At 70.2% G+C, this 22,753-nt stretch carries 21 protein-coding genes; 17 read left to right on the top strand and 4 right to left on the bottom strand.

The annotated features are described in order from the left end of the window. Positions 1-252: 252 nt before the first annotated feature. Positions 253-927, bottom strand: coding sequence for a GntR family transcriptional regulator (locus FKD65_RS40860; RefSeq protein ID WP_141585058.1), 675 nt, complete (start codon positions 925-927; stop codon positions 253-255). A 360-nt stretch (positions 928-1,287) separates the two neighbouring features. On the opposite strand from FKD65_RS40860, the gene FKD65_RS40865 reads away from it, so the two are divergent. The 4 genes from FKD65_RS40865 to FKD65_RS40880 all read left to right on the top strand — a co-directional run bounded on the left by FKD65_RS40865 (position 1,288) and on the right by FKD65_RS40880 (position 6,116). Next, positions 1,288-3,345, top strand: a complete 2,058-nt coding sequence (locus FKD65_RS40865) for a thiamine pyrophosphate-dependent enzyme (RefSeq protein ID WP_205718450.1) — start codon at positions 1,288-1,290, stop codon at positions 3,343-3,345. Between the two features lie 2 nt (positions 3,346-3,347). Next, positions 3,348-4,718, top strand: a complete 1,371-nt coding sequence (locus FKD65_RS40870; RefSeq protein ID WP_141585062.1) for a dihydrolipoamide acetyltransferase family protein — start codon at positions 3,348-3,350, stop codon at positions 4,716-4,718. 79 nt (positions 4,719-4,797) lie between these two features. Further along, a complete protein-coding gene (locus FKD65_RS40875; protein ID WP_141585065.1) occupies positions 4,798-5,313 on the top strand; it encodes a VOC family protein in 516 nt (171 codons plus the stop codon). A gap of 194 nt (positions 5,314-5,507) precedes the next feature. Beyond that, positions 5,508-6,116 (top strand): TetR/AcrR family transcriptional regulator, encoded by a 609-nt coding sequence (locus FKD65_RS40880; protein ID WP_141585067.1) that lies wholly within the window; start codon positions 5,508-5,510, stop codon positions 6,114-6,116. 12 nt (positions 6,117-6,128) lie between these two features. Here the strand turns inward: FKD65_RS40880 and FKD65_RS40885 are convergent, their stop codons facing one another. After that, positions 6,129-7,001, bottom strand: coding sequence for a sugar phosphate isomerase/epimerase (locus FKD65_RS40885; RefSeq protein ID WP_141585069.1), 873 nt, complete (start codon positions 6,999-7,001; stop codon positions 6,129-6,131). Between the two features lie 85 nt (positions 7,002-7,086). Then, on the bottom strand, positions 7,087-9,240 hold the full coding sequence (locus FKD65_RS40890; protein ID WP_141585071.1) for a beta-L-arabinofuranosidase domain-containing protein: 2,154 nt from the start codon (positions 9,238-9,240) through the stop codon (positions 7,087-7,089). 167 nt (positions 9,241-9,407) lie between these two features. Here FKD65_RS40890 and FKD65_RS40895 point away from each other — a divergent pair, with 167 nt between their 5' ends. The 13 genes from FKD65_RS40895 to FKD65_RS40955 all read left to right on the top strand — a co-directional run bounded on the left by FKD65_RS40895 (position 9,408) and on the right by FKD65_RS40955 (position 21,741). Next, positions 9,408-10,190 carry an IclR family transcriptional regulator gene (locus FKD65_RS40895; RefSeq protein ID WP_141585073.1) on the top strand — a complete coding sequence of 261 codons (783 nt, stop codon included), beginning with the start codon at positions 9,408-9,410 and terminating at the stop codon, positions 10,188-10,190. A 195-nt stretch (positions 10,191-10,385) separates the two neighbouring features. Continuing rightward, a complete protein-coding gene (locus tag FKD65_RS40900; protein ID WP_141585075.1) occupies positions 10,386-10,601 on the top strand; it encodes a hypothetical protein in 216 nt (71 codons plus the stop codon). Between the two features lie 115 nt (positions 10,602-10,716). Then, positions 10,717-11,460 carry an SDR family NAD(P)-dependent oxidoreductase gene (locus FKD65_RS40905; RefSeq protein ID WP_141585078.1) on the top strand — a complete coding sequence of 248 codons (744 nt, stop codon included), beginning with the start codon at positions 10,717-10,719 and terminating at the stop codon, positions 11,458-11,460. Between the two features lie 53 nt (positions 11,461-11,513). Then, a complete protein-coding gene (locus tag FKD65_RS40910) occupies positions 11,514-12,002 on the top strand; it encodes a VOC family protein (protein ID WP_141585080.1) in 489 nt (162 codons plus the stop codon). A gap of 2 nt (positions 12,003-12,004) precedes the next feature. Beyond that, positions 12,005-12,310 (top strand): muconolactone Delta-isomerase family protein, encoded by a 306-nt coding sequence (locus FKD65_RS40915; RefSeq protein ID WP_205718451.1) that lies wholly within the window; start codon positions 12,005-12,007, stop codon positions 12,308-12,310. Between the two features lie 88 nt (positions 12,311-12,398). Then, entirely contained in the window at positions 12,399-14,381 is a 1,983-nt protein-coding gene (locus FKD65_RS40920; protein ID WP_141585082.1) for a thiamine pyrophosphate-dependent enzyme, read from the top strand. Positions 14,382-14,399: 18 nt separating this feature from the next. Then, positions 14,400-15,407 (top strand): Gfo/Idh/MocA family protein, encoded by a 1,008-nt coding sequence (locus FKD65_RS40925; RefSeq protein WP_141585084.1) that lies wholly within the window; start codon positions 14,400-14,402, stop codon positions 15,405-15,407. 35 nt (positions 15,408-15,442) lie between these two features. After that, positions 15,443-16,357, top strand: a complete 915-nt coding sequence (locus tag FKD65_RS40930) for a zinc-binding dehydrogenase (protein WP_168221351.1) — start codon at positions 15,443-15,445, stop codon at positions 16,355-16,357. A gap of 4 nt (positions 16,358-16,361) precedes the next feature. Continuing rightward, positions 16,362-17,513 carry a serine hydrolase gene (locus FKD65_RS40935; protein ID WP_141585088.1) on the top strand — a complete coding sequence of 384 codons (1,152 nt, stop codon included), beginning with the start codon at positions 16,362-16,364 and terminating at the stop codon, positions 17,511-17,513. 102 nt (positions 17,514-17,615) lie between these two features. Then, on the top strand, positions 17,616-18,983 hold the full coding sequence (locus FKD65_RS40940) for an ABC transporter substrate-binding protein (protein ID WP_141585090.1): 1,368 nt from the start codon (positions 17,616-17,618) through the stop codon (positions 18,981-18,983). After that, positions 18,980-19,915, top strand: a complete 936-nt coding sequence (locus FKD65_RS40945) for a carbohydrate ABC transporter permease (RefSeq protein WP_141585093.1) — start codon at positions 18,980-18,982, stop codon at positions 19,913-19,915. The genes FKD65_RS40940 and FKD65_RS40945 overlap by 4 nt, the downstream gene beginning before the upstream one ends. Position 19,916: 1 nt before the next feature. Then, on the top strand, positions 19,917-20,708 hold the full coding sequence (locus FKD65_RS40950; protein ID WP_141585095.1) for a carbohydrate ABC transporter permease: 792 nt from the start codon (positions 19,917-19,919) through the stop codon (positions 20,706-20,708). A 10-nt stretch (positions 20,709-20,718) separates the two neighbouring features. Next, positions 20,719-21,741, top strand: a complete 1,023-nt coding sequence (locus FKD65_RS40955) for a hypothetical protein (RefSeq protein WP_141585097.1) — start codon at positions 20,719-20,721, stop codon at positions 21,739-21,741. Positions 21,742-21,756: 15 nt separating this feature from the next. Here the strand turns inward: FKD65_RS40955 and FKD65_RS40960 are convergent, their stop codons facing one another. Continuing rightward, the gene (locus tag FKD65_RS40960; protein ID WP_141585100.1) at positions 21,757-22,752 is read right to left on the bottom strand and encodes a zinc-binding dehydrogenase; all 996 of its coding nucleotides are present in this window, start codon (positions 22,750-22,752) and stop codon (positions 21,757-21,759) included. Between the last annotated feature and the right edge of the window lies 1 nt (position 22,753).

Genomic DNA, 22,753 nt, shown 5'->3' on the forward strand with positions numbered 1-22,753 from the left:
GCTTCGGTCGCGGTCGCTCAGCCGAGGCAGGACCCTGCTCGGTCGCTTTGCGGTACTAACCGTACCTTAGTTTTCAGCGGTCAGTGCTGCCTATAGGGACAATAAGGTGCTGCTAGTACCTTCTGTGGAAGGGAGCCGCGAGGTGTCCGAGGTGACGGCCATGTGGCGGTCCCGCTCCCGGCCACCGACGGCCCGCGCGGCGATGTCTCGCCTTTGGTCTTCCGCTGGTGCTGGGACGTCGACGGGCGGCGCCTACGACGAGGTGAACAAGTCCGGACGCGAAATCAACTCCGTTCGCGTCCGTCGAATGTGGCCGCCCAGCAGCCGCTCGCCATCGACCGGGTCCCGTCGCTCGAGGGCCTCGATGAGGAGTCGATGCTCGGCATGGATGATCCACAGAGCCGGCTTCGCGATCGAGGAGACGTAGAGGCGCCGGTAGGGCTGTGTCGAGTTCCAGAGCCGATGCACCGTGGCCATCAGGTGATCGATCGTGCAACGCGAGTAGGTCAGCAAGTGGAACTCGCGGTCGAGATCGATGAAGTCGCGCAAGTCGTCATCGAGCTCGATGCGACGTTGCAGGTCCTTGAGAGCGGCCAGGTCGGCATGGGTCAGCCCGGCGAGGCTCTCGGACAGCGCCAACGGTTCCAGGCGCTCCCGCATCTGGTAGGCGACGTCGACCTCGTGAAGAGACAACACGGGCACCCGCGCACCTTTGTGCGGGTGGTACTCCGTCAGTCCTTGGCTTTCCAGCATCCTGAGCGCCTCACGCACGGGCAGACGACTTGCTCCGTACCTGGCGGCGACATCGGCCTGCCGGATCCAGGCTCCCGGCGGGTGCTCGCCGGCCAGGATCGCGGCTCGCAACTCGGCGGCGATCCGCTCACTGGCCGAGCGGTGTGACGCGCTCGTCAGAGTCGTTTCGATCACCAGAACCCCTCCGGCAGGAGTATCGCCATCAGGCAAGCCAGGGCCTCTGCCCCTGAGGCGCGTGCGAGGTCGGGCCGACCAAGCACTGCCGCACCTGCGAAGCTCTGGCGGCCACCAGATCACGGTGCGACGTTACCTCTATTGGATCCACTATGCCCTGGATCAGGTTCATGATCTGACGAAAAAGTTGATATGGGATCCACTTCTCGGAAGTCTGCTTGAGGTCCAGCACGAGGAGGAGCGATGCCTGAAGTACGTCGGCTCGAGGTGGCAGCGCCATGGGTCGAGATCGTCGCGACTGAGGCCGACTGGGACGAGGCGCCGCCCGAGACGCTGTTGGGGATGTACACCCAGCTCCAGGTGATCCGGTCGTTCGAGGAGCGCGTCCTCGAACTCGCGCGTGCCGGACTGATCCACGGCCCGGCGCACTCCAGCATCGGTCAGGAGGGTGGCGCGGTCGGGTCGGTGCTCGCTCTGGGCGCCGGTGACACCGTCAACGGATCACACCGTGGCCACCACCAGTTCCTGGCAAAGGCACTGCAGCACGTCGCCCCGAAGGGGCTCCCCCTGAGCGGCGCGTTCCCTGAGGATGTCGAGGCTCTCCTGCTCCGCGGGCTGGCCGAGATCAGCGGCCTGGACCGTGGCTTCTCCCACGGACGCGGTGGATCGATGCATCTGCAGTGGAAGGAGGCCGGGGCGATCGGCACCAACGCGATCGTCGGCGGCGGTGTCCCTCCAGCTGCCGGATCTGCGTGGGCGCACAAGCAGGCCGGGACCGACCGTGTCGCGGTGACCTACTTCGGGGACGGGGCGGTGAACATCGGCTCCACGCTGGAGACCTTCAACCTCGCCGCGGCTTGGAAGCTGCCGATCTGCTTCTTCATCGAGAACAACCAGTACGCCGTGGCCACGAACGTGCGCGAAGCGACCGGCGAAGCACGCTTGTCCGCACGGGGGCCCGGGTTCGGCATCGCCAGCTGGAGAGTCGACGGCATGGACCCGCTCGCCACCTACCTGGCGATGGCGCAGGCCGTGCGGTACATGCGTGAGGGCCACGGCCCCGCCATCATCGAGGCGGACGTCTACCGCTACTTTCACCAGAACGGCCCTTTCCCGGGCTCTGCGTTCGGTTACCGGACCAAGGCCGAAGAGAAGGAGTGGCGTGCCCGCGATCCCATCGCGCTCGTAGCGAAGCACATCCTTCGCCGGGGCCTGGCCCGGCAGGCGGACCTCGACGGCTTCGTCAAGGCCGCCGACGCCCTCATGGATGAGATCGGTTCGGTGATCTTCGAGCCTCTCCCCGGCGGGAAGCCGGGAGAGCGCCGCATCAAGCCGGGAGAGTGGCCGGATCCCGCCTTCGTGGACGTCGGCGTGCGCGGCGACCTCAGCGAGTTCGACGGCGCCCGGGTGCTCGCAGGAGAGTTCAGCGGTGGGACCGAGGAGGGCAGGTTCGTCGACGCCATAGCTTCGGTGATGGGCCGGCGCATGTCGACCGACGGATCCGTCGTCGTGCTGGGCGAGGACGTTCACCGCCTCAGGGGCGGGACCGATGGGGCGACCAAGGGGCTGAAGGACGAGTTCCCCGGCCGGGTTCTCGGCACGCCCATATGTGAGAACGCCTTCGTCGGCCTCGCCGGAGGCGTGGCTGTGGACGGCCGTTACAAGCCGGTGGTGGAGTTCATGTACGCGGACTTCATGTGGGTGGCGGCGGATCAGTTGTTCAACCAGATCGGCAAGGTACGGCATATGTTCGGGGGCGACGACAACGTGCCCCTGGTGCTTCGAACCAAGGTCGCGATGGGCGCCGGATACGGGTCGCAGCACTCCATGGACCCGGCCGGCATCGTCGCCACTTCTCCCGGCTGGCGCATCGTCGCTCCCTCGAACGCGGTCGACTACATCGGCCTGTTCAACAGCGCAATGCGGTGCAACGACCCGGTCCTCGTCTTGGAACACGTCGACCTGTACAACCGCACCGAGACCGTCCCGTCCGACGACCTGGACTTCTGCCTCCCCGTGGGCAAGGCCGCGGTCAGACGCGAAGGGGCGGCGCTGACCATCCTCACCTACCTCGTCATGACGGAGTACACCATCGAGGCGGTCGACCAGGTGGGCGTGGACGCCGAAGTGATCGACCTTCGTTGGCTGGACCGAGCCAGCATCGACTGGGACACCATCGAGAAAAGCATCAGGAAGACCGGCAACGTACTGATCGTCGAACAGGGCGCCAGTGGAACCTCCTACGGCGGTTGGCTCGCCGACGAGATCCAACGGCGGTTCTTCGACTGGCTGGACGCGCCGATCGAGCGCGTGACCGGCAGCGAGGCATCGCCCAGCATCAGCAAGGTGCTCGAACGAGCCTCATTCGCCAAGGCAGAGGAAGTCGCGGCCAAGCTCACCGAGATCGAGGGGAAGTGACCGTGGCACACCTGCTGCGCATGCCCGGCGTCACGGCTGACGCCACCGAGGCGTTCCTGGAGGCTTGGGAGATCGCGGAGGGGGACGCCTTCGCGGCCGAGGACACGCTCGCCACGATCGAGACGGACAAGGCCGTGGTCGAGATCGAAGCGGAAGCGGCAGGCACCCTCCTGCGCATCCTCGCGGCCCCGGGCATGACCGTCCCTGTCGGTCAAGCGATCGCACTCCTCGCGGAGGTGGGTGAATCCGTCGGAGACATCGACGCCATCCTCTCCGAACTGGCCCCCACCGCTGCCGCCGGGTCCGAAGAGGCCTCCGGCTCCGTCGTGGTGGAGGTGGAAGACGGGGAGCCTCGAGCGGCCGATGGCAGGGCCGAACGGCTCGGCAGCCCCGGCTCGGACACGGCAGTCGGGGCTCGCCCTGGCCAAGGCGGTCCCACCAGTCGTGTCTTCGCAAGCCCGCTGGCACGCAGGCTCGCCAAGGAGGCAGGACTCGATGTCACGACCCTCACCGGCACCGGACCCAACGGGCGGATCCGCAGACGAGACGTCGATGCCGCGCTTGAGAGGCGCGCCGACCGGCCGCCGGCCACAGCCGAGATGCGCCCGACCGCCTCAGGCGCCGGGCAAGACCTCGGGGGGCGGCGGGGAGCGGATGTTCTCGATCCCGCACAGCGCCGCACGTCGAGCGAGGCGACCTACGATCTCGTCGAGCACACCAGGCTGCGACGCGCGGTCGCGAATCGCCTGACCCAGAGCAAACAGACGATCCCGCATTTCTATGTCCGTGGTAGTGCCCGGGTCGATCGGCTGGTCAGGATGCGCGCGGAGATCAATGCGTCCTCACCCGTGAAGGTGTCGTTCAACGACCTGGTGTTGAAGGCCGCGGCTGCCGCCCACGTGCTGCACCCGGGAATGAACGTGACATGGGCCGAGGAGTCGGTGCGGCAATACCATCGCGTCGACATCGCCGTGGCCATCGCCGGCGACCGCGGACTGGTCACCCCGGTGCTGCGCGGTGTCGAATCGATGCCTCTCACCGGGATCGCGGCAGCGGTTCGAGATTTCGTCCAGCGGGCCAACGACGGAAAGCTGCGCCAGGACGAGCTCGAAGGCGGAAGCTTCAGCGTCAGCAATCTCGGCATGTACGGAACCGAGGAGTTCTCCGCCATCATCAACCCGCCCCATGCGGCGATCCTCGCGGTTGGCGCCGTCCGTGACGAGGTGGTCGCGGTGAAGGGGAGGCCCAAGGTGCGCAGCATGCTGAGGTTCGTCCTCTCTGCTGACCACCGCCCGGTCGACGGCGCACTCGCGGCGGCGTGGATGCGGACGTTCGTCGAGATCCTCGAGCACCCGCTGCGAATCGTGTCCTGATCGATCGAGCGCAGGCGATGGCGGAACAGGTGCATGGGCGGCACCGGCCGGCCGATGAGACGGCGACCGAGGAGGTCTCATGGAACACCGTGGTCTGCCTGGACTGAGGCAGCTGGACCACGTCGGGTTCACCGTTCCCGATCTGGAGGCGGCAAGCAGGTTTCTCGTGGATGTGCTGGGCTGTGAGTTCATGTACTCAGTGGGGCCGTTCGCCCATGAGGACGACTGGATGTCGACCCGTCTGAATGTTCATCCGCGTGCGGTCATGCGTGAACTCAAGTTCTTCCGGTGCGGCGGACAGGCGGTATTCGAGGTCTTTCAGTACGAAGCCCCCGACCAGAGTCTCGAATCACCGCGAAACAGTGACGTCGCGGGTCATCACGTGGCCCTCTATGTCGATGATCTGGACGAGGCGGTTGATTACCTCCGCTCCCGGGGTGTCACGGTCTTGGGAGAGCCGACTTCGAGCCGCGGTCCGAGTGAAGGGCAGCGGTGGGTGTATTTCCTGGCCCCGTGGGGCATGCAGTTCGAGTTGGTCTCCTATCCGGAAGGAAAGGCCTTCGACAACGGCACGTGGAGGCCGCCCGGCGCGTGACCGGGAGTTGAAGCCCAGCCCGGTCGGGATCGCTCGCCGTGCCCCTCGCCGACGCGGTCTGCGACCGTGGCGCCGGCGTGATCCCCCTCCACCGTGGGCGAATAGAGTACGACGGCGTACCTTAATTGTGGGAAGTGCCTGGTAGGGTCGCATCAGATCAGGCGCACCGCAGTCCGAGGGGGGTGGTCGAGGCGATGCCGGACACGACTTCTTCGCAGCTGCGAGCCACCCGCCGCCGGGGTGCGGTGCTGGAAGAGGCGATCCTCCGGGCCGCCGCCGACGAGCTCGTCGAGAACGGCTACGCCCGGCTGACCATGGACCGGGTGGCCGCCCGGGCGCGGACCAACAAGAACGCGATCTACCGCCGCTGGGCGGGTCGCCTGGAGCTCGCCATCGCCGCCTACGGCCAGTTGACCAGGCAGGTCGTTCCCGATGACACCGGGTCACTGCGCGGCGACGTGCTGGCCCTGCTTCGCGGCGCGAACGAGCACTGGAGTTCGCCGCTGGGCGGGGTGCTGCGCGACCTGATGGCCGCGGCCGGTGGTGCCCCGGCGCTGCTCGGCCGGTTGCAGGACGAGTCCGCCGACTACGCGGCCTCGCTCTGGCTGACCGTGCTCGGCCGTGCGGTCGCGCGCGGAGAGGCGCCGCCGGAGGCACTGCACCCCCGGGTGGCGACGCTCCCCGTGGTGATGCTGCGCAACGAGTTCGTCACCCGCGGCGTGCCGACCGCGCCGGATTCGGTGCTGGTCGAGATCGTCGACGAGGTCTACCTTCCGCTGGTACGCGGGCGTGGCACGCGCTGAGCCGCCCGGCCGTCAGGCGGCGTGGTCAGGGTAGCTCCAGTCCTCGTCCGCCAGCCATGCGCGGAGGGCGTCCCGCAGCAGCACCGTCTCGGAGAGGTTGTCGCACCTGTTCATCTCCGCCCACAGCGTCCAGACGTACTCGACGGCGATATGGCCGCCGTAGCCGGACCGCTGCAGCCGGCCAACCAGGTCGCGATAGTCGATGGTGTTCTCCCGCAGCCCGCACTGGCCCTTTCCCGGCCGGCTGCCGCGGGCGTGCAGATGGCGGGTGCGCGGGATGAGCGGGTGGACCTCCTCTGGATCGATGCCCTGGGCGACGAAGTGGCTGTAGTCGAGGGTCAGCTCCAGGTCCGGTGCCTGCTCGAGCAGGGCGAGGGCGCGTGCGGGGGTGTCCGCGATCGACTCCAGGTGGGGCTCGATCGAGAACCGCAGTCCGCGTTCCCGGGCTGCCTCGGCGCGCCATTGCAGCTCCTTGGCGGAGCGGGCGAGGTCGGCCTCACGGTCCTCCCAGGCGAGCCCCGGCAGCATCGTCATCCCGGGTGCCCCGAGCCGGTCGGCCAGGTCGAGCGTCGCGGAGAACATCGCCCGGGACGCGGCCTGCTCCGCGGGGTCGGGATGATTCGGGGCCCGCGTGGCGAAGTCCGGGCCCGGGATCACGAAGACGTCGGCGAGTTCCAGGCCGGCGGCGTCCAGCCGGGCGCGGACGAGGTCGGCCCAGCCCGGCACGTCGGCGCTGACCGCCTCCGGTCGGACATGGGAGACGTTGCTCATCACGGCCAGGTCCAGCCGGTCGATGCCCAGCATCTTGATCAGCGCGAGAGCGTGCTCGTGCTCGAGCAGCCGGAAGGAGTGGTCACCACAGGAGAGAGGGATCTGCGTCGGCATGGGCGAGACCGTAACAACGGCACCCGGCCCGCTCCCAGCCCTCCGGCGTCGAGCGTCAGATGGTGATGAAAACGGCCGGCGCGGGTCAGTGGACGATCCGGATGTGCTTGACGTTCAGCTCCTGTCCACGCGAGCCTTCCGGTCGGTCGGCGGACAGCACCACCCGGAGCAGGTGCGGTCCGGGAGCGAGGCCGAGGTGGCTCCAGCAGAAGGGTTGAAGGCTGGAGCGGGCCAACTGGCTGACCCGTCCGACCGGGACGCCGTCGACGAAGACGTCGGCGAAGCCCGCACGCGGTGAGCGGTACCCGGTCCAGACGACGCCGGTCCCGGCGAACGCGACTTCGAAGGAGGCGCCCGGCGCCTCGGTCACCGCGTAGCGCCGCCGCTCGGTGAGCAGGTACTCCTCGGCGTCGACCTGCTGCCACGCGGTCGCCGGTGCACAGGCCAGCCCCTCGACGGGGATCCGGTCCGCCTCGTCGCCGAAGTGCATCGCGTACGGCGCCTCCGGCGGCATCTCGGAATAGGGGACCAGGACGACGGTGCGACCGTCGGTGGTGTCGCCGGCGAACGAGAGGCGATCCGCGCGGGTCCGGCGCAACGTCGCGACGACCGATGCCAGATCTGTCCGGGACAGTGGGGCCGGCGCCGGGCCCTCGGGCTGGACCAGCACGACCGGCCCCCACCGCAACGCGACCGGGCTGTCAGAGACGTCCGGTTCCACGGGGAGCACGTCCAACCCCATCGGGAACCGGACGGTCAGCCGGTCGCCGTCCCGCCAGTCGCGCTCGATCGTGCCCCAGCCGTCGCGCGGCACCGCGGTCACCGGCTCCCCGTTCAGCGTGAACACCGGCGCGGAGGTCGTCCACTCGGGCAGCCGGAAGCCGAGCGTGCCGTGCGCGGTGCGGTCGAGGGCCAGGCCGAACTCGACCTCGTCGCCGACGGGGAAGTCGCCGCTCTGGGTGAGCCGGAGCCGGGCGCCGGCGAAGTCGAACTCGGCGGACGAGGGCAGGTAGAGGCAGGTGTGAACGGCGTCGGTGCCGAGGTAGTAGATCTGGTTCGCGTACTCGGCCATGCTGATCAGGTTGGTCGCCGAGCAGCAGGTCCACTCCAGACCCCAGGTCTTGCGGGCCCCGGTGTGGCCGTAGTCGGCGAAGTACTGCACCGCCCGGCCGTCGGCCCGCGTCGGGGGCGCGGCCCCGATCCCGTTGTAGACGTTCAGCTCCATCCAGTCGCCGTAGCGGGCGGAGCCGGTCAGCTCGACGAGATGCCGGACCAGCCGCATCAAGGCCCAGGACGGGCAGGAGATCTCGGCATGGCCGACCTCGGAGTGGAGAACCTCGATCAGCTGCCGCGGCTTCATCAGCGCCTCCAGGGGGCCGAACATCCCGGTGGCGAAGGTCTGGGTGCCGCGGATCAGGTCGTGGCCGGCGGCGGCGGCGTCCAGGTAGGTGCGATCGCCGGTGGTCTCGTAGAACGCCGCCGCGCTGTTCAGCGTGTTCAGGTGGCTGTGCGCCTGGTAGAAGTTCCCGGCCTCGTCGGCCCGGCGCATCACCTCGTCGAGGTCGCCTGTGAGGACCGCGTCGTAGAACGCGTCGTACCGGTAGCTCTCGGCGACTTCGCGGTACAGGGGATCGCCGGTGACCGCGTAGGCACGGAGCAGGTACTCCGGGAGGGTGTACCACTCCAGCGGCCCGAAGCCGCTCCATGCGTACGGCCGGGCCGGATCCCCGTTGCGCCTCATCCACACGGTGATCCGGTGCAGCAGCGGCAGGGCCTCGTCCAGGCCCAGATACTCGTGCAGGTCGAGGAGTCCGCACACGAGCTTGTCGAAGGAGTACTCCTTCGCCCCGGCCCCCAATGAATTCAGGAAGAAGCCGTCCTCGTCGATGGTCTCCGCCCATCCGCGCAGCAGGGACGCGGCCCGGTCGGCGAGTTCGCGGCGCCCGGTGGCGGCGTGGAGCCGGGCGTACCCGGTCAGGAACTGCCCGAGATTGTTGAACAGGCCCTCGCCGTACCAGCCGCGCAGCGGTACCCCGGGCGCGTCCAGCCCCTTGCGCACCCTGAACGGCCAGAGCAGTGCGTCGGCCGGGATCCCCAAGAGCAGCTCGCAGGCCTCCTCGACCTGGTCGGCATGCCTCCCGGGGGCGAGGGCCACCCCCTCGAAGTTCGCCGAACGGAGTACGCGGAGCTCCCCGCGGTCGCCGGCCGGACGGTTCCCTGATTCAGATCGTTCGCTCATGATGGCGCGCGAGCGTTCCAGCGCCGGGGCCGCGCGTCCATCACGGGATCACCATCTGACGAGCACGGGCCGGCGGCCCCGCCTCTCGGGCCGCGACAGCCGGCCGCGCGCATGGCATGATTCCGGTTAGGGTACGATCGCTTTCAGCCTCTGAGTCGGAGTGTTAGATGGTGAAAGGCGTCAAGGACGGAAGCTCCCTGGACAACTCCGTTCCCGCACACCAGACCGTTCGCTCGGTGGTCAAGGCGACCCAGCTACTGCTTCTGATCGCCGATTCGGACGGGATCGCCGTCGCGGACCTGGCGCGTGAGGCCGGCATCCCACTGGCCACCGCCTATCACCTGGTCAACACGTTGCTCGCCGAGGGAATGCTCACCCGGGACTCGGCACGGCGCTACCGGCTCGGCCCCAAGATCGCGACCCTGTCGATGGCGTACTCCAAGATCGGCCCGTCCGAGCGCCTGCTCGCCGCCGTCCGGGAACTGGCCGAGGAGACCGGGGAGACCGCCTATCTCTCCGGCTGGCGGGACGGCGAGGTGGTCGCCCTCGCGACGATCGAGGGGACGAGCGCCGTCCGGGTGGGCCGGATCCACTCCGAATTGCGCGGCAACGAGCACGCGCGTGCGTCGGGCAAGCTGATGCTCGCGCATCTCGACCCAGCCGCGCTGGACGCCTACATCGAGTCGCACGAACTGGCCCGGCTGACCAAGGCGACGGTGCGCACCGAGGCCGCCTTGCGCAAGCAACTGGCCGAGATCCGCAGGCGCGGGTACGCGGTCGAGGAGGGCGAGTTCACCGAGGGCGTCGGCTGCGTGTCAGCGCCGGTGACGGAGGGGGCGACCGTCTACGGCTGCCTGACCGTCTCGACTCCTCTGGACCGGTTCAACGCTCACCGCGACGAACTGATCGACGCGGTCCTTGCGGTCGGCAGGTCCGCCTCCAGTTCCTGATCCCTTCCTGGTTCATCTCCGCTTCGCCGGACCGGCCGGCCTCACCGTGGTCGGCCCGTCCGAGCGCCGCTCGCCGCCGTCCGGGAGCCGGCCGAGGAGACCGGGGAGACCGGGGATCTCTCCGGCGGAACGGCGAGGTGGTCGCCCTCGCGACGATCGAGGGGATGGGCCACGTCCGGGTGGGCCGGATCCACTGTGAACCCGCGCGGCAACGAGCACCCGCGCGTCGGGCAAGTCGCTGCCCGCGCATATCCCGCCCCAGCCGCGCTGGACGTCTGCATCGAGTCGCACGAACCGTCCCGGCGCACGAAGGCGACGGTGCGCAGCGAGACCGCGCTGCGCAAGCGACCGGCTGAGATCCGCAAGCACGGGTACGCGGTCGAGCAGTCCAGGCCCGCTCCCAGCCCCTGATTCTTACCCGGCGCACCTCCGCTCCGCCGGGCCGGTCGGCCCTCACCGTTGACGAGTACGCCTCGACTCGATCTAATACTGCGAAACCAACTTTCACAATATGAGTTGAGGTGTCATGGATCGCTCGAGTGTCGCCATCGTGACCGGAGGCGCCTCCGGCGTTGGCGCGGCCACCGTGAAGGCCCTGGTCGCCCGCGGCGTCCGGGTGGTCTCGGTCGACCGTGCCGAGCACCGGGTGCCAGGCGAGTCCCTCGCCGTGGTGGGGGACGTGGTCGCGGAGGCGACGTGGACGGAGGCGCTGGCCGCGGCCGACGCGCTCGGAGGTCCGCCGGACAAGCTCGTGGTCAACGCCGCCCGGCTGGTGGTGGGCACCGTGCTCGACGTCGATGCCGGTGACCTGCGCGAGACGCTCGAGGTCAACGTGGTCGGCGCCTACCGTGCCGTCCGCGCGTGTCTGCCGAGCATGATCGAGCACGGCGGCGGCGCGATCGTGACCGTGGCGAGCACCGCCTCCCTCGTCGCCGAGCAGGGGCTCGCCGCGTACTGCGCCTCCAAGGGGGCGCTGCTGCAGCTCACTCGCTGCGTCGCCGTCGACCACGCCCGGCAGGGAATCCGGGCGAACTGCGTCTGCCCGGGGGCGATCGACACGCCGTTCTTCCGCCGGCACGTGGACGCCGCACCGGACCCGGCCGCCTTCCTCGCCCAGAAGGAGGGCCGGCACCCGTCCGGGCGCATCCTGAGCCCCGAAGAGGTGGCCGCGACGATCGACTACCTGCTCTCGCCGCCCGCCAGCGGGATCAACGGATCCGCGGTCACGGTGGACGGCGGCCTGCTCGCGTCCTTCGACTTCTCCGCCTGAGTTCGTCCCTCGTCCCCGACCTGCGCGGTGGCGCAGAGGAACGGTGAAATCCCATGATCGCCGACGTCCTGCACTTCTCGTTCACGGTGAGCGACCTGGACCGCTCCGTGGCCTGGTACACCGACGTGCTCGGCCTGGAGTTGGTGCACCGGCAGCGGCAGGAGAACGCCTACACCGAGAAGCTCGTCGGGATCGACGGCGCGGTCCTCGAGGTCGCGCAGCTGAAGATCCCGGGCCTCGCGCCGGCCTGCTCCACGCACATGCTGGAGCTGATCGAGTACGTCGGGGCGCGCGGCGCGTGCCCGTCCTCACTCCCGACGAACCAGGTGGGCGTCGCTCACCTGGCACTGCTCGTGACCGACATCCACGAGCGGTACGCGCGCATGCTGGCTCAGGGGACGCGGTTCCGCAACCCGCCGGTGGAGATCACCGAGGGAGCCAACGCGGGCGGCTGGGCCTGTTACCTCCACGACCCGGACGGGTGCACGATCGAACTCCTCCAACCGAGCGGCGCCCGCCTGGCGGCGCTGGGGCTGGAGTGACGGTGGCGCGGAGCGAGTTCCTGGTCAGGATCGAGATCGAGCTGCCGGGGGAGATGCCCGCCGCCGAGGCGGAGGAACTGCGCGGCCGGGAGCGCAAACGTGGCACCGAGCTCCGCGACGCGGGTCACCTGATCCGGATCTGGCGGGTGCCCGGACGCAGGTCGAACATCGGGATCTGGGCGGCGGCGTCGGTCTCCGAACTTCATGAGCTGCTCGCCTCGCTTCCCCTGTTCCCGTGGATGTCGGTCGAGGTGCAGCCGCTCGCGGCGCATCCGCTCGAGGAAGCCGATCGGCGACTATCACAATAAGATACTTCACTTTCAGAATTTGAAAGTTAGAGATAGCGTGCCCGCACCAACGGGTTCGACCGGCCAAGCAGCAGGGGGTCAGCAGCGCATGCCTGACATCACGACCGCTTCGTATGAGCGCACCGGCATCGACGCGTACCGCGTCATGATCTTGATCCGGGGGTTCGAGGAGCGCTGTCTGGCCCTCGGCGTCGACACCATCGCCGGGTCGATGCACTTCTGCGGTGGCCAGGAGGCGATTCCGGTCGGTGCCCGCGCCGCGCTCCGCGACGGCGACCGGGTGGTGGCCACCTATCGAGGCCACGGCTGGGCGCTCGCCTGGGGCCTGGACGTCCGTGACGTGCTCGCCGAGATCGCTCATCGCGCGGACGGGGTCAACGGCGGCCGTGCAGGCAGCCCCTACTTCATGGTGCCGGAGAGCGGGTTCATCGGCGAGAACTCGATCGTCGGCGCGGGGGTGCCGATCGCCGACGGGGTCGCCCTGGCGGCGCAGTCGCTGGCCACGGGCCGAGTCTGCGTGGTGAGCATCGGGGACGGCGCCACCAACCAGGGGGCCGTTCACGAGGGCTTCAACTTCGCCGCGGTCCGGAACCTGCCCGTCGTGTTCGTGGTCGAGAACAACGGCTGGTCCGAGATGACCCCGATCGCCGCGACGGCGCGGGTCGCGAATCTGGCCGAGCGCGCGGCCGGCTACGAGATCCCGAGCGTCACCGTCGACGGCAACGACCCGGATGCGGTCCAGGCCGCGGTGGCCGAGGCGGCGGACCGGGCCCGCCGTGGCGACGGTCCGACGATCATCGAGGCGAAGACCGTCCGGCTGATGGCCCACTACAACCGCGACATCGAGCACTACCGGACCTCGGCGGACAAGGAGCGGTCGGGCGGGCTCGACCCGCTGCCCCGGCTGCGCCGGCGGCTGCTCGACGCCGGTGTCCCCGCGGCGCTGCTCGAGTCCTGCGAGCGCGACGTCGACGAGTTGCTCGACGCGGCCGTCCGCGAGGTGGTCGCGCTGCCGGCGCCCGATCCGGCGACGAGCCGGGACCACGTGGTCGCGGCCCCGGCCGCACCCGCGGCGGTGGAGGTGGTCGAGCGGCGCGAATGGCAGTACTGGCGAGCGGTGAACGAGGCGCTGCGCACCGAGCTGGACGCGCGGCCGGAACTGCTGGTCTACGGCGAGGACGTCGGCCATGCGGGCGGCATCTTCGGAGTGACCCGCAAGCTGCAGAAGGACTTCGGTGAGGACCGGGTCTTCGACACCCCGATCTCGGAGAGCGCCATCCTCGGCTCGGCCGTCGGAGCGGCTCTGGAGGGGATGCGCCCGGTGGTGGAGATCATGTGGGCCGACTTCCTGTTCGTCGCCCTGGACCAGCTGGTCAACCAGGCGGCGAACATGCGCTACATCTCGCGGGGGCGGGCCGGCGTGCCGCTCGTCGTCCGCACCCAGCAGGGTGTCACCCCGGGCTCGTGTGCTCAGCATTCCCGCAGCGTCGAGGCGCTGCTCGCACACATCCCAGGCCTCCGGGTCGGTCTGCCGGCGACCCCGGCGGACGCCTACGCGATGCTGCGCGCCGCGATCGCCGACCCGGATCCGGTAGTGATCATCGAGTCGCGGAGTCTCTACCAGGTCAGGGGACCGGTCGAGGTGACCGCGACCGCCGGGCCCATCGGCGGGGCCACCGTGCGGCGGCGCGGCACCGACGTGGCGCTGGTGAGCTGGGGCCCGATGGCGAACGCGGCCGAGGAGGCGGCCGGCCTGCTCGCGGCCGAGGGCGTCGACGCCACCGTGGTCGATCTCCGCTGGCTCAGTCCGCTGGACACCGAGACGATCGACGAGGCCGTGACGGCCAGCGGTGGGCGCGTCGTGGTGGCCCACGAGGCGGTGCTGACCGGCGGCTTCGGCGCCGAGATCGCCGCCGGCATCTCCGAGCGGCTCGGCCGCGCCCTGCGCGCTCCGGTCCGGCGGGTGGCCACCCCGGACGTGCCCATGCCGGCCGCGCCCGCGCTCCAGGCCGCGCTGGTTCCGACCGCCTCCACCGTCGCGGACGCCGCCCGCGTCCTGGTGCGCGGCTGACCGGAAGGCGGACGGAAGATGTCTGAGCGGTTGCGCGTCGGGTTCGTCGGCTGTGGCGGTTTCGCCGTCGAGTCGATCTGGCCGAGCCTGCGGTACGCGCGCGTCGAGATCGCGTACGCGTTCTCTCGAGACCTCGGCAAGGCCACCGAGGTGGCCAGGCGCTTCGGGGCCGAACGGGCGACTGACCGGGTCGAGGAGGTGCTGGCGGACGACACCGTGGACGCCGTCTTCGTGATCGGCCCGCCACCGATGCAACATGAGCTCGGCCTGCGCGCGATCGAGAGTGGCAAGCACCTCTTCGTGGAGAAACCGCCGGCGATGGATCTGGCCGGCACTCGGGAGCTGCAGGCCGCGGCCGCCTCCAGGGGCGTCCGCGTCCAGGTCGGTTTCCAGAAGCGTTTCGCCACCGCCTACCGGCTCGCTCGCGAGGAGGCGTCGCGACCCGCGTTCGGCGGGATCCGGCTGCTCAAGGTCAACTACTCGCACTGGCAGGTCCAGGACTGGCGGCACCATCTGGCGGTCCTCAGCGTGCACGGCCTGGACCTCGCCCGGTTCTTCCTGGGCGAGCTGGAGCAGGTGCAGCTGCTCAAGCACACCGCCGCGGACGGGATGAACATCTGCGTGCTCACCCTCTCCTCGCCGTCGGGCGCGGCGGCCGTGCTGAACCTCTCGGGCACGGACCCGCACGTGCAGGAGTGGGTCGAGATCTCCGGCGCCGGCCAGCTCATCTCGGTGCGCAACCTGGTCGAGTACCGGAAGTGGTCCCCGGCCTCGCGTCCAGCGGACTCGATGGCGGTCAATCCCGGCGCGGTCGCGGTATGGCATCCCGAGTTCGCGATCCCGTACCAGCAGGCCGACTCGCTCTGGCTCCAGGGCTATGCCGGCGAGGTCGTCGCGTTCGCGGACGCCCTCCTCGCGGGGGAGCCGGTCACCCCGTCGATCACCGACTGCGTCGCGGCCATGGAACTGGTGGAGGCGATCGCGGCGGCACCCGACGGCCCGAGCACGCTGAGGATCGGAGGCTGAACATGCGTTCGCTCTGTTTCGGAGGACCGCGGGACGTGCGCCTGGTCGAGGTCCCGGTGCCGGAGCCGGAGACCGGAGAGGCACTGGTCCGGATCGAGGCCAGCGGCATCTGCGGGAGCGAGCTCGAGGCGCCCGCGGATTCCAACCCCGGTCACGAGGCCGCCGGCATCGTCGAGCTCATCCGCGGCGAGAGCGGCATCGCGGTCGGCGAGCGCGTCGGCGTCTCGGCGGTGGTGGGGTGCGGCACCTGCGCCTACTGCCAGGCCGGCGAGCAGGTGTACTGCCGGACGGTGACCGTGCTGAGCGGCCTGCACGCCGACTTCGCGGCGGTGCCGGTCGCGGCGCTCCGCCGCCTGCCCTCCGGGACTTCGGCGGATGACGCCGTCCTGCTCACCGGAGACGCGTGCGGTGTCCCGATCAGGGCTCTGCACCGGGTGCCGACGCCGCGGTCCGGACGGGTGGCGGTGATCGGGCTCGGCCCGGTCGGTCTCGCCCACGTGCTGGTGCGGGCCCACCTGGGCGCGCACGTCGTCGGGATCGAGCCGTCCCCGTACCGCCGCGATCTGGCCGCCCGGCTCGGTGCGGCCGCGGTGATCGAACCGGGTGCGGGCCTGCCATGGGCCCCCGATCTCGTCATCGAGTCGACGGGCGTGCCGCAGTGCATCCGGCAGGCGCTGGCGATGGCCGCGCCCGGCGGCACCGTCCTCCAGTCCGGCTGGTGCACGGACGTGCGGGTCGACCCGGCCGCAACGGTGCTGCGGAACGAGGTCGGCTACACCGGCACCTGGTACTACGCCGACTCCGACTACCCGGGCATGGTCGAGCTGTACGAGGACGGCCTGCCGGTCTCGGCGATGGTGACGCACCGGTTCGGCGCGGACGAGATCGCCTCGGCCTACCGGCGGTTCGTCGCCAAGGAGTCCGGCAAGGTGGTCCTGCGGTGGAGCTAGACCGATGAGGGCCGAAGGGGCCGTGGCGCCGGGGTTCGAGCCTCTGGCCGAGGCGTTCACCGAGATCGTCGCGGCGGACCCGCGTGCCGGTGCGGCGCTCGCGGTTCGGCGCGGCGACGAGGTCCTGGCCGATCTCTGGGCCGGGACCGACGGCCGCGGCCGGTCGTGGCGCTCCGGGACGGCGACCGGGCTGTTCTCCTGCACCAAGGGACTGGTCGCGATCGTCGTGGGGCAACTGGTCGCCGAAGGGCGGTTGGAATACGAGGACCCGGTGGGCCGGTACTGGCCGGAGTTCGCCTGCGCCGGCAAGGAGGCCACCACCGTGCGCGACCTGCTCGCCCACCGGGCGGGACTGCCCGCCCCGCGGGAGCCGGTCAGCCGCGCGGAGCTCCTGGCCTGGGCGCCGGTGGTGAGGAAGCTCCAGGAGCAGGCGCCCTACTGGACGCCGGGAAGCGGTCACGAGTACCACGCGCTCACCTTCGGCTGGCTGGTCGGAGAGCTCGTCCGGCGGATCACCGGCCGCACGGTCGGGACCGAGCTGGCCGCCCGGGTCGCCGGACCGCTGGAGGCCGACGTGTGGATCGGCGTCCCGGCGGAGCAGCAGCACCGCGTGGCGGTGATGCGCTTCGACGACGGTCCGCCGCTCGTCCGTGGCTACGAGCTGCCCGAGGTCCCCTGGGGCGCGCACGCGGTCACCCTCGGGGGCGCGCTGCCGGAGACGATGATCGGACCCGGCACCGGGTTCAACGACCCGGAGATACAGCGGGCGGAGGTGCCCGGAGCGGGCGGCTTCGGAACCGCGCGGGGGCTCGCGAAGGTCTGGTCGGCCGCGGTGGCGGACACCGGCGGCGTCCGGTTGCTCGATCCCGACCTGGTCGCACGCGCCACGGTCGTCCAGTCCGCGGGGTCGTCGCTGTCGGCCCTTCCCGACTTCCGGCTGAGCTGGGGGATGGGTTTCGAGCTCGACTCGCCCACCCATCGGCTCCTCACCCCGGCGAGCTTCGGCCACGCCGGTTTCGGAGGGCAGCTCGCGTTCGCCGATCCGCGGCACGGGGTCGGGTTCGCGTTCCTCACGAACCTGTTCCCGCTCGGTGCCGACGGGAGGGCCGACCGGCTCGTCGGGGTGCTGCGCGAGCGCCTCGCGTCGGGCGCGTAGGAGGTTGCCCGCCATCTCTTGTACTTGTTATATGTGAAAGTTAACCTCATATTATGAAAGTTTTGCGTTCGCCCTTGCGGGCTTCAGCGAAGGAGACGACGAATGTCAAGACGTACTCGCGGGACGGTTCTCTCGAGCCTGGCGCTGGTCACGGCCCTGGTGGCCGGCGCCTGTGGCGGAGGTAGCTCGTCAAGCTCCAAGGAGACCGGGTGGGCCTCCGCGGATCCGCACAAGGCCTCGGGGAAGGTCGTCGCCTGGGCATGGGGCGACAACCAGGAGATCGCGGACGGCATCGCGGCGCGGTTCATGGAGGCCTACCCGAACATCGAGATGAAGTTCCAGGTCGTGGCGCTGCCGGAGTACGTCAAGAAGCTCAGCGCCGCGCTCGCCTCCGGGAAGGGCCCGGACGTGTACAACCTGGGCATCGACATGATTCCCCAGTTCGGGCCGCTGAGCGAGGACCTGACCCCGCTCTACGAGAGCGCGCTCGGCAAGGACTGGGAGTCCAAGATGCTTCCCGCGATGGTCGAGGAGGGCACCCACAAGGGTCGCCGGGTCGGCGCTCCGGGCAACATCACCGGCGCGGGCACCGTGATCGTCAACCAGGGCCTGCTCAAGTCCCTCGGGCTGACCTGGCCGGCGGACATCACCTCGATCGACGAGCTCGCCGGTTTCTGCGCCCAGGTGCGCGCCAAGGGCAAGGGCTGCCTGGGCGTCGGGGCCAAGGACGAGTGGGTGTCGCAGGACGTGCTTCAGGCACTGGCGAACTCGATCAAGCCGGGCGTCTTCCGGCAGGCGGTCGAGGGCAAGACCCCGTGGACGGACCCGACCCTGGTGAAGGCCTTCGACCTCTGGCAGCAGCTGTTCGACAAGCGCATCGTCCAGGACGGCGCCCTCGCGATGGCGATGTACCCCGACACCGACCAGGCTTTCATCCAGGGCAAGTACGTCGCCTCGGCGATGGGCACCTGGATCGCGCAGAACTTCACCACCGAGAACAGCATCGCGTACCAGAAGGCTGCCGGTGTCAAGAACCCGAAACCGCTGCGAACCACCGTCGAGAGGTTCCCGGGTGTCGGCGGCACGCCCGTCGACGTCTTCGCCTCGGCGTCCTGGGGGACGGCTATCAACTCCAGCGGCAAGAACAAGGCGGCCGCGGCCGCCTGGGTCAACTGGTACGCGCTGGACGCCAAGGGCGAGCCGAAGCACGCGGCGGACACGCTGGTCGGCCCGGCCTCGATCCGCGGCGTCAAGGCGGAGCCGAAGGGGCTCGCCTACCCGGATCTGGTCGCCCCGTCGATCGCCTACCTGAGCGAGCAGATGGCCGACGTCAAGGAGGTCCGGGCGATCACCTACCCGAAGCTGATCACCGCGCTCGGCCTGGCGCTGCAGCAGTCGGCCTCCGGGACCGGTTCCAAGAGCGTCACCGAGCAGTTGCAGGCGGCCTCCGCGGCCGTTGACCGGACATGAGCAAGCGACGTCCACGGGCCGGGGCCGGCCGGTCTGGGCGCGGCCCGGGCGACCGGGTCGCGCCCGGCGCCCGGAGCCTCACCGACTACGTCTATCTGGTGCCGGCGCTGGTGCTGGTGGTCGGGCTGATCTACTTCAGCATCGGCTACACCGCGTGGCTGAGCACGCAGGACTGGAACGGCTTCAGCCCGAACCGGGTCGGCGTCGGTGTCGCCAACTACCGTGCCGCCCTCGAGGACCACGTCTTCTGGCGCTCGCTGGTCAACGTGGTCGGCTTCATCGTGCTCGGCCTGGTGCAGATGCTCACCGGGCTCGCGCTGGCGCTGCTGCTGCACGGCCAGGTGCGGCTCGGGCTGGTCTACCGGGTCTGCTTCTTCCTGCCGGTGGTGATCGCGCCGGCCGCCATCGCGCCGATCTACCGGGAACTGCTGTCCCCGTCCGGCCAGATCAACACCCTGATGGAGCACATCGGGCTCGGTGCGCTCAGCCATGCCTGGCTGGCCGACCCCAAGACCGCGATCTACGCGCTCGGCGCGATCGGCTTCTGCAGCGGCGCCGGGTTCTGCTTCGTGCTCTACTACGCGGCGCTGACCCAGCTGGACACCGAGATGCTGGAGGCCGCGCGGGTCGACGGGGCCGGCAACGTGCGGACGTTCGTCAGCATCATCGTCCCGGCGTTGCGGGCCACCCATCTCACCCTGATCATCCTGATCACGATCTTCACCATCAAGGTCTTCGATCTGCCGCAGATCATCACGAGCGGCGGCCCGGCGAACTCGACCCAGTTCCCGGCCACCCACATCTACCAGGCAGGCGTCACCGACTACGAGGCCGGCTACGGAGCCGCGCTCACCGTGGTGCTCGTGGTGCTGTGCACGACCGTCGCGGGGTGGCAGCTCTGGCTCGCCCGACGGTCCGAGAGCGAGGCGTGAAGTGATCGAGATACGAACCCGCGGCGGGCGGATCGCCGCGCAGGTGCTGGCGACGGTCGCGCTGGTGCCGTTCATCGCCCCGCTGGCGATCACTTTCTACCGCTCCACCGGCGGCGACGGCTTCGTGGCGAACTACCGGGCGGTCATCGAGCGGCCCGAGTTCCTGCACTTCTTCCGGAACAGCCTGGTGATCGCGCTCGGGGCCGTGCTGCTCACCTGGGTCTGCACGATGCTGGCCTCGTTCGCCCTGGCGTGCCTGCACGTGCGCGGCCGCGAGGTGGCCTTCTACCTCCTGGTCGGGGCGCTGGCGCTGCCGACGGCGGCGCTCACGGTGCCGCTCTCGATCGCGATCCGCAGCCTCGACCTGTACGACAACCCACTTGCCGTGGTCCTCCCGATCGCGGCCCTGGGCATAGCCTTCAGCATCTTCCTCGCGCGTGCGTTCATGGCCGAGATCCCCGACGAGATCCTCAAGGCGGCCCGGGTCGACGGCGCGTCCACCTTCGGCGTGTTCAGGCACATCATCCTGCCGATGACCCGGCCGATCTCGGCGGTGATCATCGTGTGGGCGTTCGTCGGGTCGTGGAACGAGTACCTGCTGCCGCTGCTGTTCCTGCAGGAGACCGACAAACAGACGATCACGCTGCTGCCGAGCTACTTCGTCGGGCAGTTCGGTGCCGACCTGCCCAAGCTGTACGCCGCGACCTTCCTGATCTCGCTGCCCACCGTCGCCTGCTACGCGGCCTTCTCGCGCTTCTTCGAGCGCGGCCTGCTCGCCGGATCCCTGAAATGAACCCTCGCCCATGACGGCTCGCGGCATCACCTACGACACCGGGTTCGTCAACGCCGGTATCGCCACCCTGCGCGTGCTGGACCCGGACGCCGTCCGGCACGACCTCGCCGTCATCCGCGACCGGTTGCACTGCACCGCGGTCCGCCCCACCGGCGGTGACCAGGACAGGCTGGAACTGGTCTCGCGGCTGGCGGTCGAGGCCGGTCTCGCGGTCTGGTACTCGCCGTTCACCTGCGACCTGACCGCGGACGAGTCGCTCGACTTCCTCATCGACGGCGCCGGCCGGGCCGAGCGGCTGCGGCAGGCCGGCGGGGAGGTGATCTTCGTCTGCGGCGCCGAGCTCAGCTTCGTCAACATCGGCATCCTGCCGGGGGAGCGGATCGAGGACCGGGTCCCCCTGCTGCCCGCGATCCATGCGACGACCCCGTTGCCGGCCGACGCCGCCGACCGGCTGAACGCGTTCTTCGCCACCGCCGTCCCCGCCGTCCGGGCGGTGTTCGGGGGCCCGCTGAGCTACGCCTCGACGATGGCGGAGCGGGTGGACTGGAGACCGTTCGACATCGTCGGAGTGGACGCCTACCGGTCCGCCGGCGGTACCCCGGACTTCGAGGAGGTCCTGGCCGGCCTGGTCGCACTCGGCAAGCCGGTGGCGGTCACCGAGTTCGGATCCTCCACCTACACGGGGTCCGCGGCCAAGGGAGCCCTGGCCGAGGACGTGGTGGTGTGGGAGGGCGTCGACCCCGTCCGGCTCGCGGTCCCCTGTGAGCGCGACGAGCGGGAGCAGGCGGAGAACCTCGTGGATCTGCTCGGCGTCTTCGACCGGGTCGGGGTGGCGGCGACGTTCGTGCACACCTTCGGGTTCTGGCACATGGCGCACCGCGACGACCCGGAGACCGACCTCGACCGGGCCGGGTACGGCCTGGTCCGCTTCCGCGGCAACGGCGCCGACGCCGCGCTGCGGCCCCGCTGGGAACCTAAGGCGGCCTTCCACGCGATCGCCGGGGAACACCGGCGGCGCCGCGGCCGCCGGTGACCCCGGGCGTCCGGGTCAGTCCGCGTCACGCCAGTCGAAGACGATCCCGTTGAGGCGGTTCCGCTCGGGCGTGAACAGGCGCCGGTAGGTCCGCTCGGCCTCCTGCCACGGCACCACGTCGCTGATCAGCGGCCCCAGGTCGAGGGCTCCGGACTCGATCAGCCGGAGCACCCCGCCGCGGTTGCCGCGGTCCCCGATGAACCACGGGAAGACCGCGGTGATCTGCTTGGTGTGCGGCGCGTCGAAGGCGAAGCGGACGCCGTCCGGATAGACGCCCAGGAACGCGAAGGTGCCCTCGTTCCGGACGCAGGCCAGTGCGTCGTCCAGGAGCGCGACCATCCCGGTCGACTCCACCACCACGTCCACGCCGTCCGGGTGGCTTTCCCGGAGCTGCTCGGAAGCGGGCGTCACCGAGACGTCGAGCACCCGGTCGGCGCAGTGCGCGGCGGCCGCCAGCCGCTCGGGGGAGACTTCGGTGCCGATCGCGTAGGCGCCCCGCAGCCGGGCCAGTGCGGCCACGGCCTGTCCGACCAGCCCCATGCCGATGACCAGCACGGTCTGACCGGACCTGAGCCCGGCCTTGTTGAGGGCGTTGGCGGCGGTGGCGCCCTGGACGAAGAGGGCGCCCGACGCGGCGAGCTCGGGCGCGGCGAACCGGTGCGTGAACTCCCGGCGCGCCGGCACGTAGCGGCTGTGGGTGCCGGGGGCGAAACAGGCCACCAGGTCGCCGACCGCGAGCTCGGCCGCTTCGCCGGTGCAGTCCGCGCTCGTCCCCCCGGTGGCGACGACGCGTCCCACCGCCTGGTAGCCGGGAACGTACGGCATCGGCTCCCAGGGTGTCATCTTCCCGCTCGCCATCCACAGCTCGGTGCCGATGCTCACCCCGGACCAGTCGACCCGGACCAGCACCTGGTCGGTGCCGGGCCGGGGCACGGAGCGCTCGGCGAGCCGGACCCGGCCGGTCTCGGGGATGGTCAGCGCGGGTGCGCGGTCGGGCGGAAACGGAGTCATC

It is taken from the genome of Actinomadura sp. WMMA1423, from assembly GCF_006547145.1.
In the GTDB taxonomy this organism is placed as follows: Bacteria; Actinomycetota; Actinomycetes; order Streptosporangiales; family Streptosporangiaceae; genus Spirillospora.

Coding starts and splice junctions, on each gene's coding strand:
- FKD65_RS40875 (WP_141585065.1), top strand. CDS start 4,798: ATGGAACACCGTGGTCTGCCTGGACTGAGGCAGCTGGACCACGTCGGG.
- FKD65_RS40880 (WP_141585067.1), top strand. CDS start 5,508: ATGCCGGACACGACTTCTTCGCAGCTGCGAGCCACCCGCCGCCGGGGT.
- FKD65_RS40885 (WP_141585069.1), bottom strand. CDS start 7,001: ATGCCGACGCAGATCCCTCTCTCCTGTGGTGACCACTCCTTCCGGCTG.
- FKD65_RS40890 (WP_141585071.1), bottom strand. CDS start 9,240: ATGAGCGAACGATCTGAATCAGGGAACCGTCCGGCCGGCGACCGCGGG.
- FKD65_RS40895 (WP_141585073.1), top strand. CDS start 9,408: ATGGTGAAAGGCGTCAAGGACGGAAGCTCCCTGGACAACTCCGTTCCC.
- FKD65_RS40905 (WP_141585078.1), top strand. CDS start 10,717: ATGGATCGCTCGAGTGTCGCCATCGTGACCGGAGGCGCCTCCGGCGTT.
- FKD65_RS40910 (WP_141585080.1), top strand. CDS start 11,514: ATGATCGCCGACGTCCTGCACTTCTCGTTCACGGTGAGCGACCTGGAC.
- FKD65_RS40920 (WP_141585082.1), top strand. CDS start 12,399: ATGCCTGACATCACGACCGCTTCGTATGAGCGCACCGGCATCGACGCG.
- FKD65_RS40925 (WP_141585084.1), top strand. CDS start 14,400: ATGTCTGAGCGGTTGCGCGTCGGGTTCGTCGGCTGTGGCGGTTTCGCC.
- FKD65_RS40935 (WP_141585088.1), top strand. CDS start 16,362: ATGAGGGCCGAAGGGGCCGTGGCGCCGGGGTTCGAGCCTCTGGCCGAG.
- FKD65_RS40940 (WP_141585090.1), top strand. CDS start 17,616: ATGTCAAGACGTACTCGCGGGACGGTTCTCTCGAGCCTGGCGCTGGTC.
- FKD65_RS40945 (WP_141585093.1), top strand. CDS start 18,980: ATGAGCAAGCGACGTCCACGGGCCGGGGCCGGCCGGTCTGGGCGCGGC.
- FKD65_RS40955 (WP_141585097.1), top strand. CDS start 20,719: ATGACGGCTCGCGGCATCACCTACGACACCGGGTTCGTCAACGCCGGT.
- FKD65_RS40960 (WP_141585100.1), bottom strand. CDS start 22,752: ATGACTCCGTTTCCGCCCGACCGCGCACCCGCGCTGACCATCCCCGAG.